This is a genomic window from uncultured Chloroflexus sp. (assembly GCF_937129525.1).
Classification (GTDB): Bacteria; Chloroflexota; Chloroflexia; order Chloroflexales; family Chloroflexaceae; genus Chloroflexus.
The window spans coordinates 42,887-56,776 of sequence record NZ_CAKZNK010000020.1 but is presented as its reverse complement, the minus strand read 5'-3'; the positions used below and the strand labels follow the sequence as shown (position 1 = coordinate 56,776).

General features: G+C 57.5%; 10 protein-coding genes. 7 read left to right on the top strand and 3 right to left on the bottom strand.

Annotated elements, in window-relative coordinates:
- Window positions 1-70 precede the first annotated feature (70 nt).
- Window positions 71-1,183 carry an NDP-sugar synthase gene (locus tag Q0650_RS01700; protein ID WP_298815244.1) on the top strand — a complete coding sequence of 371 codons (1,113 nt, stop codon included), beginning with the start codon at window positions 71-73 and terminating at the stop codon, window positions 1,181-1,183.
- Window positions 1,184-1,268: 85 nt separating this feature from the next.
- Here the strand turns inward: Q0650_RS01700 and mscL are convergent, their stop codons facing one another.
- Window positions 1,269-1,694 (bottom strand): large conductance mechanosensitive channel protein MscL, encoded by a 426-nt coding sequence (gene mscL / locus Q0650_RS01695; protein ID WP_298815241.1) that lies wholly within the window; start codon window positions 1,692-1,694, stop codon window positions 1,269-1,271.
- 227 nt (window positions 1,695-1,921) lie between these two features.
- Between mscL and Q0650_RS01690 the strand changes: the two genes are divergently transcribed.
- The 6 genes from Q0650_RS01690 (at window position 1,922) to Q0650_RS01665 (ending at window position 10,335) form a co-directional block, all read left to right on the top strand.
- Window positions 1,922-2,251, top strand: a complete 330-nt coding sequence (locus Q0650_RS01690; protein WP_298815239.1) for a hypothetical protein — start codon at window positions 1,922-1,924, stop codon at window positions 2,249-2,251.
- A 32-nt stretch (window positions 2,252-2,283) separates the two neighbouring features.
- A complete protein-coding gene (locus Q0650_RS01685; RefSeq protein ID WP_298815235.1) occupies window positions 2,284-2,736 on the top strand; it encodes a universal stress protein in 453 nt (150 codons plus the stop codon).
- Between the two features lie 303 nt (window positions 2,737-3,039).
- Window positions 3,040-5,151: an elongation factor G gene (gene fusA / locus Q0650_RS01680; protein WP_298815233.1), complete on the top strand. Its 2,112-nt coding sequence runs from the start codon at window positions 3,040-3,042 to the stop codon at window positions 5,149-5,151.
- A gap of 479 nt (window positions 5,152-5,630) precedes the next feature.
- On the top strand, window positions 5,631-8,834 hold the full coding sequence (gene ileS / locus Q0650_RS01675; RefSeq protein ID WP_298815230.1) for an isoleucine--tRNA ligase: 3,204 nt from the start codon (window positions 5,631-5,633) through the stop codon (window positions 8,832-8,834).
- Between the two features lie 256 nt (window positions 8,835-9,090).
- On the top strand, window positions 9,091-9,846 hold the full coding sequence (locus Q0650_RS01670; RefSeq protein WP_298815227.1) for a hypothetical protein: 756 nt from the start codon (window positions 9,091-9,093) through the stop codon (window positions 9,844-9,846).
- Between the two features lie 39 nt (window positions 9,847-9,885).
- Entirely contained in the window at window positions 9,886-10,335 is a 450-nt protein-coding gene (locus Q0650_RS01665) for a hypothetical protein (protein ID WP_298815225.1), read from the top strand.
- Window positions 10,336-10,518: 183 nt separating this feature from the next.
- Here the strand turns inward: Q0650_RS01665 and ilvD are convergent, their stop codons facing one another.
- Both ilvD and Q0650_RS01655 read right to left on the bottom strand, forming a co-directional pair.
- Window positions 10,519-12,204 carry a dihydroxy-acid dehydratase gene (gene ilvD / locus Q0650_RS01660; RefSeq protein WP_298815223.1) on the bottom strand — a complete coding sequence of 562 codons (1,686 nt, stop codon included), beginning with the start codon at window positions 12,202-12,204 and terminating at the stop codon, window positions 10,519-10,521.
- 244 nt (window positions 12,205-12,448) lie between these two features.
- Complete coding sequence (locus tag Q0650_RS01655; RefSeq protein ID WP_298815221.1) at window positions 12,449-13,789, bottom strand: UDP-glucose/GDP-mannose dehydrogenase family protein; 1,341 nt, start codon at window positions 13,787-13,789, stop codon at window positions 12,449-12,451.
- Between the last annotated feature and the right edge of the window lie 101 nt (window positions 13,790-13,890).

Genomic DNA, 13,890 nt, shown 5'->3' with positions numbered 1-13,890 from the left:
TGCGAGTGCTATACTAAGCTCATTCTTACCGGAGTCGCTCGTTTACAACTGTGATCACTGAAGTATCGCTATGAAAGCTGTTATTCTTGTAGGCGGCCAGGGCACGCGATTGCGCCCACTCACCTGCCGCACGCCTAAGCCAATGCTGCCGCTGGTCAATCAACCGTTCATCGAGTGGATGTTGCTCCGGCTGCGCGATTACGGTATTAACGAGGTCATTCTGGCTGTGCAATACCTGGCCGACCGCTTCCGCAGCGCGCTCGGCGACGGCTCGCGGCTGGGAATGCGCCTGCACATCGTCGAAGAACCGGAACCACGCGGCACCGCCGGCGCTGTGAAGCACGTTGAGCATCTGCTTGATGGCACCACCTTTGTCTTCAACGGCGATGTGATGACCGATCTTGACCTTCAGGCGATGCTGGATTTTCACCGCGAACGAGGCAGTAAGGTAACCATCTCGCTCACGCCGGTCGATGATCCCACTCAGTTTGGCCTGGTGGAAACCGACCGCGATGGTCGCGTCCGCCGCTTCCTGGAAAAACCACGCCTTGAAGACATTACCACCAATCTCGTCAATGCCGGCACGTACCTGATCGAGCCGGAGATTTTCCGCTACGTGCCACCTGACCAGTTCTACATGTTTGAGCGTGGTCTCTTCCCGGTGGTGTTGCAGACCGGCGACCCGATGTACGGGTTTCCTTCCCGCGCCTACTGGACCGATATTGGCAAACCACAAACCTATTTAGATGTTCACCACGATATTCTGATCGGCAAAGTACAGTACCATTTCCGGGGCCAGCAGGTCGGTGAACGGATCTGGATCGAAGGCGAAGCTGAGATTCATTCCAGCGCCCAGATCGTTGGGCCGGTCGTGCTCGGTCACGGCACTCGAATCGGTCGTGGTTCCCGTATTGTTGGCCCCACCGTGATCGGAGCGCAGTGCGAGATTGGCCCAGAATGTCAGGTCGAAGGCGTAGTGATGTGGGATCACAACGTGATCGAGGAGGGCGTGACACTCCGCAATTGTGTTTTGGGTACCGGTAACCGCATCGGCGAGCGCTCACACATTGTTGATGGCGCTATCATTAGCGACGAGTGTCGGATCGGGCAGGAAAACCGCCTCGAACATGGCATCAGGATTTGGCCGGGCACAGCGTTAGGCGATCGGGCAATTTCGTTCTAGAACGCGCAGTGTGATCAGATCGGTTAGATGAGGGCGCATTGCAATGCGCCCTCTGAGATGTATTGCTGATAAAACATCACCGGCCTTATTCAGACGACCATCGCCGGGCCAGTAGATCGCGAATCTCGGTCAGTAACTGCTCGCTCGGCGTTGGCGCAGGCGGCGTTGCCGGCTCAACCGGCCTGGTCAGCATACGATTGGCGGCGCGCATTATCAGGAAGAGTAGAAAAGAAACCAGCAAGAAATTGATCACGGCTGTCAGGAATGAACCATACGCCAGTACCGGCCCGGCTGCCTGCGCCTCGGCCAGCGTGGTTGCAGTCTGACCGGCCAGCGGAAGAAAATAGTTACTGAAATCGGCCCGCCCGCCAAACAGCAAGCCGATGATCGGGTTGATAATATCGTTGACCAATGCATTGATGATGGCTGTAAATGCCGCTCCGATAATGACGCCAACGGCCAGATCCAGGACATTCCCTCGGCTGATAAATTCACGAAATTCCTTGTACATACATCCCCCTTATCTGCGCCAAACCCATGGATTTTGCTATAATCAGATTTACTACCCTCTACTGCAATTACGCCTTAGAGAGAAAGACCGGTATCTCAACAATTGAACATTAGTCCAAAAATCTTCACACACGGTTGTGAGCTATTGGCCTCTCACAGACAGAATTTGTGATACTGTGTACATAGTATCACTGCTGGAAGCAAGATTCTAGCTGGGAAGGCCAGGCTATGGCACGACCAAAACGACCGCCACATCCGATGATTGCCCGCGCGCGCGCGCATCTACGCGCGATTGCGCCGGATTTGCAATATGCGCCGCTAATCCTGCGCACGCTCGACGGGCCACCGGGTAGTCCGCGCTATGCCGTCTCGGTGGCCCGTTGCCAGAATGTCGGTGAATGCCCGTATGATATGGCCGATCCTTCGGTCTGCACTGTGCCAAGTTGTGACCTGCGTCGTTCGCTTCGCCTCCTGCTCAACGCCGATGGCAGTCTGGCGCAGGTGATTGAAGGTCACCGACGCTGGAATCCGCGTCCGCTCGATGATACGGGACCGTAAACACGCCGTAGTGAAGCAACAAGGAGGTTGCGATGTACCGCCATATTCTCGTTCCGCTTGACGGCTCGGCGCTGGCTGAGCAAGTTCTACCCCATGTTCACGCGCTGGCCGCCAATGAAGGCACGGTCAAGATCACGTTGCTGCGCGCTGTGCCACCGATTTTTACAACCAGTGTCGATTATAGCGGTATGCTGGCGACGACCGCCGATACCATCTCAACCATGGAACAAGAGGCGCTCGAGTATCTCCAGCAGGTTGCCAAACAGTTCCAGAGTGAGGGTTATCAGGTGCATACCGAGATTAGCGCATTACCGCCCGCCGAAGCGATTATCGAGTACGCCGAAAACCATGACGTTGACCTGATCGTCATTGCCACTCATGGGCGTAGCGGTATCAGTCGCTGGGTCTTTGGTAGCGTTACCCAAAAGGTGGTGCAGGTCGCGCCTACGCCGGTACTGGTCATCCGCCCCAAAGAAAAGGGCTGATTAAGGCGTAGCACAGGTTGCCAAAATGAGTGGGCGAGGGATCTTTTCCTCGCCCTGTTTGGCTGTGTCTCTCGATAGCAGGTCAACAAGACCGCCGGTCTTTCCCTGTCACCCTTTGACAGGTCAACAAGACTACCTGTTTTTCCCCGGTCACCCTTTGAATTGCCTGTGCAAAAGTTGTGTTGCGGGTTCAACTATTGACGCAACCCCTGCATCCTGATAATCTGTTCTTAACAATATTTCTTTTTATTTCCTTTCCAGCACACGCCCATCGGGCGCGGGCTTGCGTCAAGGAGGACAGCCATGCGAGCGTTCGAACCGGAAAGGATTCACAACATCGGCATATTCGGTCACCTCGGCAGCGGGAAGACAACGCTGGCCGAGGCAATGCTGATGACCGCCCACGCCATCCCGCGGATGGGGCGCGTCGAGGACGGGTCAACCACGAGTGACTACGACCCCGACGAGCACCGACGCGGGATGTCTATTTCGCTGAGCGTTTTGCCCCTGGAATGGAATGGCGACAAGATCAATCTAATCGACGTGCCCGGCGCAGCCGATTTTGCCGGCGAGGCTGCGGCAGCAATGCGCGTGATCGATGGCGCGGTACTTGTGCTCGACGCCAGCGCCGGCGTTGAGGTCGGCACAGAACTCTTCTGGGAGATGGCGGTACAACACCGCGTGCCCCGCATACTGTTCGTCAATAAACTTGACCGCGAAAATGCTAACTTCTACCGCGTGATCGAACAGGCCCGCGAAGTGCTCGACGCTGCGGTCATCCCACTTCAGATTCCAATTGGGTCAGGAAAAGATTTCAAGGGTATCATCTCGCTGCGTCAGCAACGGGCATGGTTGACCAGCCCGAAACACGATGGTGGCTATATCGAGGCTGATGTGCCGGCAGAGCTCGATGCACTGATGCACGAGTGGCGCACAGCCCTGATTGATAAAATCGCTGCAACCAACGATCACCTGATTGAACGCTACCTGGAAGGCGGTGAAGATGCGCTGACCCGCGAAGAATTGTTGCTCGGCCTGCGCACCGGGATTGCCGACGGCTCGATCGTGCCGGTCTTCTGCGGCTCAGCAACTGAAGTGGTGGGGATTGCCCAGCTTCTCAACGGAATTATCGACTCGATTCCCTCCGCCGGACGCAAGACGACGACGGCTATCGATCTTAATACCGAAACAGACATCGAATTGCGCCCCGATCGCAATGAGCCGCTCGCGGCGCTGGTGTTTAAGACCGTATCTGACACTTACGGCAAGCTGAGCTACTTCCGGGTCTTTGCAGGTGAAGTGCGCGCCGGCATGACGCTGATGAATGCCCGTACCCGCAAAGAGGATCGGATCGCTCACGTCTATATTGTGCGCGGCAAAGAGCAGATTGAAGTCGAGGCGGTTGGGCCGGGCGATATTGGTTTGCTCACAAAGCTCGGTGAGACGCAAACGAACGATACACTCTGTCTGTCGTCGCGCCCGTTGAAACTTAGCCCGATTGAGTTTCCGGCTCCAGCCTTCATCGCGACCGTCAAACCGCGCAGCCGCGCCGACCTCGACAAGCTTAGCTCGGCTTTGAGCCGTATGATCGAAGAAGATCCATCGCTCCAGGTCTCGCGCGATGCCCGCACGGGTGAAGCATTGCTCAGCGGCCTCAGCGAGACTCATCTGCAAATTATCGCCGAGCGGATGAAGCGTAAGTTCGATGTGAACATTGACCTCGAATTGCCGCGCATCCCCTATCGCGAGACGATTCGCAGCATTGCGACGGCGCAGTACCGCCACAAGAAGCAAACCGGTGGCGCCGGTCAGTTTGCCGATGTTGCCCTGCGCGTCGAGCCTTTGCCCCCCGATCCAAACCGCGCCGACCCGCTCGAGTTCGTTAATGAGATCGTCGGCGGCGTTATCTCGCGCGGGTTTATGCCGGCAATCGAGAAGGGTATTCGCGAGGCAATGGAAGAGGGTATCATCTCTGGCAACCCGGTCGTTGATGTGCGCGCTGCTGTCTTCGATGGTAAAGAGCATCCGGTTGACTCGAAAGAGATCGCCTTTAAGACAGCGGCAAAAGAGGCGTTCCGTCTCGCAGCCCAAAAGGCCGGTGTGATTATTCTCGAACCGATCTACAACATGGAGATTATCGTGCCCGACCAGTATGCCGGCGATATTATGAGCGATATGAGCACTCGCCGCGGTCGAGTTCAGGGAATGATGCCCTACGGCAACGGCAAGACGGTGATTCATGCCCAGGCGCCATTGGCCGAAATTCAGCGTTACGCCACCGATCTGCGCGGAATGACGCAGGGTCGCGGTCGGTTCTCGATCAGCTTCGCCGGTTACGAGGAGGTGCCACCGCATCTCGTGAACCAGATCGTCGAGGCGCACAAGAAAGAGCTGGAAGCGGCACATAGCCATTAGCTCACTGCCCCCTATCCCCTTTCAGCGAAGCGGCCCATTCGGGTCGCTTCGCTGTTTTCGGCAAATCCGAGTAAGTATCAACGCTGCCTGGATGAACGATCACCACACTGAATTCCGTCCCGCCTCACCCCTACCTTGACGCAACCATATTCCCGGCGTATACTGTCATCTAACGGCGATGACGGGGACGAGTAACTGCCGCTTGCCCGCCAGCGAGCCCGGGGCGGTGGAAGCCGGGTGGAACCGGTGGCAGTGAAAATCACCCCTGAGCCGGCAGGTGAACCGCCTGGCTGTATGCCTTGCGTAGTAGCTGCGCCCGGATCGCCCACCGTTATCAGGGCAGAGCGTTGGTAGACGCTTGCAGAGTGCGATGAGCGCTTGCATCGTAGCGCCGTCGAATCGGGGTGGTACCGCGGGGTTTATCGGCCTCGTCCCCTTTTGGGGACGGGGTTTTTTGATCGAGTGCGCACGGAGGTTGCATGTTTAAATCGGTTGACCCAAATGTCAAGTTTCCTCAACTGGAAGAAGAAGTGCTGGCGTGGTGGGACGCCAACAATATCGTCGCCAAGGCGCTGGCTTCCGGCGAGAAGCCGTTTGTCTTTTACGAAGGCCCGCCAACTGCCAACGGTCGCCCTGGTCTCCACCATACCATCTCGCGGAGCTTCAAAGATGTGATCCTGCGCTATCGCTCGATGCAGGGGTATCGCATCATTGGTCGTCGCGAAGGTTGGGATACCCATGGCTTGCCGGTTGAGATCGAGATCGAGAAGAAGCTCGGTTTCAGCGGTAAACCTGACATCGAGCGCTTCGGGATCGCCGAGTTTAACCGTCTCTGCCGTGAAAGTGTTTGGGAGTACATTCAAGAGTGGAAGGCTTTTACCAAGCGCATCGCCTTCTGGTTGAGCGAAGATGCTTACATCACCTACGAGAATGATTACATCGAGTCAACCTGGTGGATCTTCCGCCAACTGTGGGATCGCGGCTTGCTCTTCCGTGATTATAAGGTGACGATGCATTGTCCGCGCTGCGGCACCAGCCTCAGCGACCACGAAGTGAGCCTCGGCGCTCGCGATGATGTTGATGATCCGAGTGTCTATGTCAAGTTCCGTGTGACCGGTTTCACCACGCCACCACCGGCAGTCGATGGCACGCTCAATGGCGCGTTTCTGGTCGCCTGGACAACGACCCCCTGGACATTGCCGGCCAACGTTGCCCTGGCGGTCAAGCACGACGCCGAATACGTTGAAGTTGAGCATCAGGGCGAGCGGCTGGTGATGGCAGCGGCACTGGCGCAGAGTGTCTTGCCCGCCGATAGCTTTACTGTGTTGCGACACTTCCGCGGCAACGATCTGGTCGGCCTGCGCTACGAGCCGCTCTTCCGGGGAGTGCCCGGCGACGGCGATACAGTTGATTGGGAGACGACCTACCGCGTGATCGCCGATGAGATCGTTAGCCTCGATGATGGTACCGGTATTGTTCATATCGCGCCGGCGTATGGCGACCTCGAAGTTGGGCGCAAGCACGGCCTGCCGACCCTCTTTTCAGTCGGTCTCGATGGCAAGGTGCTGCCTCAGTTTAGTGAACTCGGCTTTGCCGGTAAGTTCTTCAAAGAGGCCGATCCTGACATCACCCGCAATCTCAAAGCGCGGGGCCTGCTCTTGCGCAGTGGACGAGTGCGCCACTACTACCCCTTCTGCTGGCGGTGTGGCACTCCGTTGCTCTATTACGCCAAACGCTCGTGGTATATTCGCACTACTGCCTTCAAAGCCGATCTGGTCGCCAACAATCAGCAAATTCACTGGGTGCCCGAACATATCCGCGACGGACGGTTCGGTAACTGGCTCGAAAACAATATCGACTGGGCGATCAGTCGCGAACGCTACTGGGGCACGCCGATCCCAATCTGGACGAACGCCGACGGATCGCACATGGTCTGCATCGGCTCGCTGGCCGAGCTGGAAGCGAAGGTTGGCCGCTCGCTGCGCGATCTCGATCTGCATCGGCCCTATATCGATGAAGTTGTCTGGGAAGATCCACAACATGGCCTGATGCGCCGCATTCCCGATGTGGCCGATTGCTGGTTTGATAGCGGCTCGATGCCGGTCGCGCAGTGGCACTACCCGTTTGAACATCGCGAGATTTTCGAGATGGCCCATCCCGCCGATTACATCTGTGAGGCGGTAGATCAGACGCGCGGCTGGTTTTACACCCTGCACGCTGTGAGCACACTGCTCTTTGACCGGCCAGCGTTCAAGAATGTGATCTGTTTGGGACACATTCTCGATGAACACGGCATCAAGATGAGCAAGAGTAAGGGCAACGTGATCGAGCCGGAAGAGGTCATTAGCGCCTACGGTGTCGATGCGTTGCGCTGGTACCTGTTCACTGCGGCGCCGCCCGGCAATGCCCGTCGCTTCAGTATGGCGCTGGTCAGCGAGAGCATGCGCAAATTCTTGCTCACGCTCTGGAATACGTATGCCTTCTTCGTGACTTACGCCAATCTCGATCAGTGGCAGCCCAATAATGGGCGCACCGCCGAATTGCAACCAATCGACCGCTGGGCACTGGCTGCCCTCAACCAGCTTGTGCAGCAGGTAACCGCAGCCTTTGAGGACTACGATGTCTACACGGCGGCTAACGCTATCGAGCACTTCGTTGATGAACTGTCGAACTGGTACGTGCGGCGCAATCGCCGACGCTTCTGGAAGAGCGAAGGTGACGCCGATAAAGAGGCCGCTTATCAAACGCTTTACACCTGTCTGGTGACGGTCGCTAAACTGGCAGCGCCGTTTACTCCGTTCGTCAGCGAGGTGATGTACCGCAACCTGGTCGCCGAGCGCGATCCCTCCGCGCCGGAGAGCGTCCATCTCGCGCGCTGGCCGCAGGTTGATCAAACATTGCTCGACCCGCAACTGGTTGCCGACACCGAAGCGCTGCTGACCGCCGTGTCGTTGGGTCGCGCTGCGCGGAAGCAGGCCAATCTCAAGGTGCGACAGCCTCTGAGCGAACTGTGGTTGCGAGCCAGCACTACGTCTGTACTCAACGGTGTGCGTCGCTTCGAGGCCGAGCTACGTGATGAGCTGAATGTCAAAGCAGTCCGCTATCTCGATGCCAGCAGCACTGTCGTCGAGTATCGCCTGAAACCGAATTTGCGCCTGGTTGGCAAAAAATTTGGCAAGCTGGTACCGGCATTGACCGCAGCGCTGCGCGATCTGAGCGGCGCTGCCGCGCGAGCGGCAGCGCAGGCCGTGGAAGCCGGTCAACCGCTACGCCTGCCGGTTGATGGGCAAGATGTGGAGTTGCTGCCTGATGAGGTTCTGGTTGAAAGCAGCGCTCCTGAAGGGTATGCAGTGGCTGAAGCCGACGGCATGCTGGTTGCGCTCAACACAACCGTCACCGAGGAACTACGACTGGAGGGGGCAGCGCGCGATCTGGTGCGCTACGTGCAAGATGCGCGCAAGAGCGCCGGTCTTGCCATCAGCGACCGCATCCACCTCTTCCTCAACAGCGCAGATGAGACCGGGCTGCTGACAGCAACCTTAGCCAGGTACCGCGATTACATTAGCTCGGAAACCTTGTCGGTTGAGTTAACAGTAGGTAACCCGCCTGCTGATGCCTACACCGAAACTGATGAGTTCGGCGATGGAATGGTGACCGTGGGGATCGTGAAGGCAACGGTATAAAAGCATCGGCTGACGAGAATTTCACCGCTGACGGTAGCCTGTGTCATCAGACACAGGCTACCGTTGTTAGCGGCAAGAGCGATTACGCCTGGCCGATGCAATCAGTAGCGCGTTATCGGCAGTCAATACGACGACCAGCACTCGCCATTGACACCAGCATGCTGCATCACATACAATGTCATCCACACAGTAGTATTCGAATTCACCAGAGCCATTTCGATGCCAGTATGACTGTGGCGCCAGGATAACCAACCGTATGCCCGGACAGAGTCTACAACTGGCCAGCATGAAAGAATTATGTCTACAACCACGATGCAGTGGCGGCGCGGGGATCATTCGCGCGGCGACTGGCCTGCGTCTCATCCGTCCACCCGGACCGGCCAATCGCTACCGTAACGCTCAGCTCGACGACTTCGGGCGGCGACCCGGCAGAGCGCGAGCGCTGGTTCCCCCAATGACGTTGCGCTTCCAAGCCCGCTTCTCGCATCCTGCCGACCGCTTGATCGGCACAGCCGGGTTCGGTCTGTGGAGCTATCCCTGGGCCAGGCCACCGCAGATGCCGCGAGCAGTCTGGTTCTTTTTCGGCGCCCCTCCACACGATATGCGACTGGCGATGGATGTGCCGGGATACGGCTGGAAGGCAGCTATGGTCGATACCGGCAAGCCGGCGGCGCTGCGCTGGTTGAGCGTAGCGCCGCTGATCGTGCCATTACTCAACATTCCTGCCTTCTACCGGTGGCTATGGCCGTATATTCAACGCGCCACCGGTGTCGCCGAGGCAATCATTGATGTTGACCTTACCCAATGGCACGACTACGAGATCCGCTGGGAGCCGAACGAAAGTGAGCTGCTGGTCGATGGCGCCGTTGCGTTACGCGGTCCCTCGCCGCGCGGCCCGCTCAGTCTCGTGATCTGGATTGACAATCAGTACGCAATTGTGCGACCTACCGGACGACTGGGGTGGGGTGTACGTGCCTGCGCGGAAGCCCAATGGCTGGAGATCGCAGTGTGACCGGTGAAGCAGTGACGAGTTTTCGAAGAGGTGTCTGCCATGACTCAGACAGGAATCCTTATCAGCTTTCGTCCGGCAGAGACGGATGGCGCCAGCCCGGCGCTGGTTAATCAGGTCGCCCGTCAGGTCATTGACGGTTTACGCAGTCAGCAGCAGGAGATAAAACCGGCGTACATCGCGTTACGCAGCGGCGAAGTCTATCAATGGCTCGTCACAGCGTCTACCGTAGCTCAATCTTTGCTGCCACTGGCAAGCTTCTCACTTGTCGTTGTGCAACTACTGAATGAACTGAAGAAGCTGACCGCGCAATCAGACAGCGCCAGACCACAGGTGATTGTCATTTACGATACGAGCAAGACACCCGTGCCAATCGAGAGTGATCAGGCGCTGCTGGAACGATTGCTGCGAGAACATCTGCCCGAACAGATCGACCCGGCTCAGGCCAGCATCGAGGTGCAGGTAGCCGAGCCAGCCAAAGATGACTGGTAAGGACTGATAACGACAGATCGCCGGGCCACCTTCGTGGCCCGGCTGTCTGAGATGCGCTTCTACGCACAAGACGGGTCGCAGCAGCGCTGCGACCCACTCAAAGTTTCTGTCGTTCGTCAACCGCGTTTGCGGTTTTCCTGCTGCTCCGACGCATCGAGTGGGAGCAGCAGCGACATGGCCGCTCTATTCGGCAAATCGATCGGTCACTGCCCCCAGACTGGCCGACGAAACCAGTTTCGCGTACTTGGCCAGCACGCCGCGATTGTAGCGCGGCGGACGTGGTTGCCAGGCAGCGCGGCGGCGGGCCAGCTCTTCATCAGAGACGTTGAGCTGCAAAAGCCGGGCATCGGCATCAATCGTGATGCTATCACCCTCTTCCACCAGCGCAATGGTACCGCCAACTGCCGCTTCTGGCGCCACATGGCCGACAACCAGGCCATACGTACCGCCCGAGAAGCGACCATCCGTGATCAGACCGACGCTATCACCGAGACCGGCGCCGATAATCGCCGAGGTTGGCGCCAGCATCTCGCGCATTCCAGGACCACCCTTCGGGCCTTCGTAGCGGATGACTACCACATCGCCAGCCTTGATCTTACCGCTCAAGATTGCCTCCAGACACTCCTCTTCAGCATCGAAGACGCGAGCCGGGCCGGTGATCCGGCGTTGCTTGATTCCGGTGATCTTGGCTACGCAACCCTCTTCAGCCAGATTGCCGCGCAGAATTGCCAGATGCCCTTGCGGGTAAAGCGGCTGCTCGAAGGGGCGAATTACGTCTTGATTGGCCGGTGGCTGGTCAGGCACATCGGCCAGCACCTCGGCAATCGTCTGACCGGTGATCGTCATACAATCGCCGTGGATCAAGCCGGCATTCAGCAGCATCTTCATCACCTGCGGAACGCCACCAACGCGATGCAAATCTGTGGCCACATAGCGGCCCGACGGTTTCAGGTCACAGAGCACCGGCACGCGCTGGCGGATGGTCTCAAAATCATCGATGGTCAGCGGCACTTCGGCAGCATGGGCAATAGCCAGCAAATGCAGGACGGCGTTCGTTGAACCGCCCAGCGCCATAACTACCGCAATCGCATTCTCGAACGACTTGCGTGTCAGCATCTGACGCGCAGTGCGATTGGCGCGAATGGCCTCGACCAACACCTCGCCCGAACGCGCAGCGCTGATCGCTTTCTCTTCATCTTCAGCGGCCATCGTTGACGAGCCGGGCAGGCTCAGCCCTAACGCTTCAATAGCCGATGACATCGTGTTGGCAGTATACATGCCGCCACACGAACCGGCGCCAGGACACGCATGTCGCTCGATCTCAAGCAATTCGTGCTCATCGATCCGGCCCGCGCTATACTCGCCAACCGCCTCGAAGGCGCTGACGATGGTTAAATCGCGCCCTTTGTAATGACCAGGCTTGATCGTACCGCCGTAGACGAAGATCGCCGGAATATCGAGACGCGCCATCGCGATCAGCGCGCCGGGCATATTCTTGTCGCAGCCTCCCACCGCAAGGATACCGTCCATACGCTGGGCATTGACAACCGTTTCGATGGAATCGGCAATTACTTCCCGGCTGACCAGGGAATACTTCATGCCTTCCGTGCCCATCGAGATCCCGTCACTGACGGTAATCGTGCCAAAGACTTGCGGCATGCCACCAACTGCGCGGATAGCAGCTTCGGCGCGCGCAGCAAGCGCGCCTAACCCGGAATTGCACGGCGTCAGTGTGCTGTGAGCGTTGGCAACTCCTACGATCGGCTTGGTAAAATCGTCGTCGCCGAAACCAACAGCGCGCAACATTGCCCGGTTGGGTGAGCGCTGCGGCCCTTCGGTAATCAAGCGACTGCGGCGGTTTTCGCTCATTATGAGCCTCCTCACATCGTATCTGAACCGGAACCCATAGCCTATTGTAACGCTATTTGTCAGCTTCGCCGCAAAGCATTGGGAATTTCGCAGCAAAGCAAACAGCGACGCGCGATGTGCGTCGCTGTTCCTCAAAATCACGCCATGCAGTTACGACGAGCGTAAACGTAACGGTAAGCGTCGATGTCGCAGCGGGTTAACGTTTTCCTGTCTGCGCAATACGACGATCCCAATCGACAGCAGTCTAATCGCCAATATTCGCAGCCTCTTCCGCGATTGGCACCGGCGCTTCGCCGCGCCCGACACCCCAGTAAATAAAGCCGAGGCTACGCATCTCGCGCGGATCGTACAGATTACGGCCATCGATCACAACCGGCTGACGCATATAGCGCTTGATCCGTTGCCAGTCCAACTGCTTAAACTCATTCCATTCAGTCACCAGCAAGAGCGCATCGGCATCTTTGGCGACATCATAAGCGGTTGCAGTGAAGGTTACTGTCGGCAGTAACTCTTCAGCTCGTGGCATTGCCACCGGGTCATACGCTTTGACGCGCGCTCCCTTCTTCAACAAAGCATTGATAATATCAACGCTCGGTGCTTCGCGCATATCATCAGTGTTTGGCTTAAACGACAGACCGAGCACACCGATCAAGCGACCGGTGAGATCGCCTAGCACAGTCTCGACCTTCTTCACAAACCGCTTGCGCGCATCGCTGTTAATATCCATCACGGCCTGAAGCAGTTGAGGATGACAGCCGGCTGACGCAGCCATATGGTAGAGGGCCAGCACATCCTTCGGGAAACAGGAGCCACCGTAACCAACGCCGGCCTCCAGAAAGTGAGGACCAATGCGCTTATCGGCACCCATGCCCCGCGCGACCTCGCGCACATCGGCGCCGAGTCGCTCACAAATCTGGGCAATCTCATTGATGAACGAAATGCGGGTAGCCAGGAAGGCGTTGGAAGCGTACTTGATCATCTCAGCAGTGCGCAGATCGGTGATGATGATCGGCGCACCGAGGGTTTCGTGCAGCGCGGCCACGCGCTGGGCCGCTTCGCGATTCTTGGCCCCCAACACAATTCGGTCAGGCTTGAAGAAATCGCTCAACGCGCTGCCTTCGCGCAGAAATTCGGGATTCGAGACCACATCAAACTTCACGTCAGGGCCGACGTGTTCGGCAATAATGTTTTCAACCATATCGCCGGTGCCAACCGGCACAGTGCTCTTGTCGATAATAATCGATCCTGAGCGCAGATATTTACCAATACTGCGCGCCGCAGCCTTGACATAGGTCAGATCGGCAGCGCCGTCTTCGCCCATCGGCGTGCCAACTGTAATGAAGATAAATTCGGCCTCAGGAATGCCGACCGCATAATCATCGGTAAAGCGCAACCGTCCGGCGCGCATATTTCGTTCTTGCACCTCTTCGAGACCCGGTTCAAAGATCGGGGATTTGCCACTGCGGAGCAATTCAAGCTTGTGCAGATCGATTTCGATGCAGGTAACTGAGTGGCCGAGATCGGCGAAGCACACGCCGGTTGTCAAACCAACGTAGCCGGTACCGACGACACAAATGTTTTTCACGATAGCTTCTCCTTGACGTGACCGTGGATAGAGGCACTATCCATCGCGGTTTGATCATCGTTGTACGCGACAGGCGTGACATTTTGATGAATAATGCCGTT

Bases quoted from the DNA above. Each gene is read 5' to 3' on its own strand.
- Q0650_RS01700 (WP_298815244.1), top strand. From the start codon at position 71: ATGAAAGCTGTTATTCTTGTAGGCGGCCAGGGCACGCGATTGCGCCCA.
- mscL (WP_298815241.1), bottom strand. From the start codon at position 1,694: ATGTACAAGGAATTTCGTGAATTTATCAGCCGAGGGAATGTCCTGGAT.
- Q0650_RS01690 (WP_298815239.1), top strand. From the start codon at position 1,922: ATGGCACGACCAAAACGACCGCCACATCCGATGATTGCCCGCGCGCGC.
- Q0650_RS01685 (WP_298815235.1), top strand. From the start codon at position 2,284: ATGTACCGCCATATTCTCGTTCCGCTTGACGGCTCGGCGCTGGCTGAG.
- fusA (WP_298815233.1), top strand. From the start codon at position 3,040: ATGCGAGCGTTCGAACCGGAAAGGATTCACAACATCGGCATATTCGGT.
- ileS (WP_298815230.1), top strand. From the start codon at position 5,631: ATGTTTAAATCGGTTGACCCAAATGTCAAGTTTCCTCAACTGGAAGAA.
- Q0650_RS01670 (WP_298815227.1), top strand. From the start codon at position 9,091: ATGCCCGGACAGAGTCTACAACTGGCCAGCATGAAAGAATTATGTCTA.
- Q0650_RS01665 (WP_298815225.1), top strand. From the start codon at position 9,886: ATGACTCAGACAGGAATCCTTATCAGCTTTCGTCCGGCAGAGACGGAT.
- ilvD (WP_298815223.1), bottom strand. From the start codon at position 12,204: ATGAGCGAAAACCGCCGCAGTCGCTTGATTACCGAAGGGCCGCAGCGC.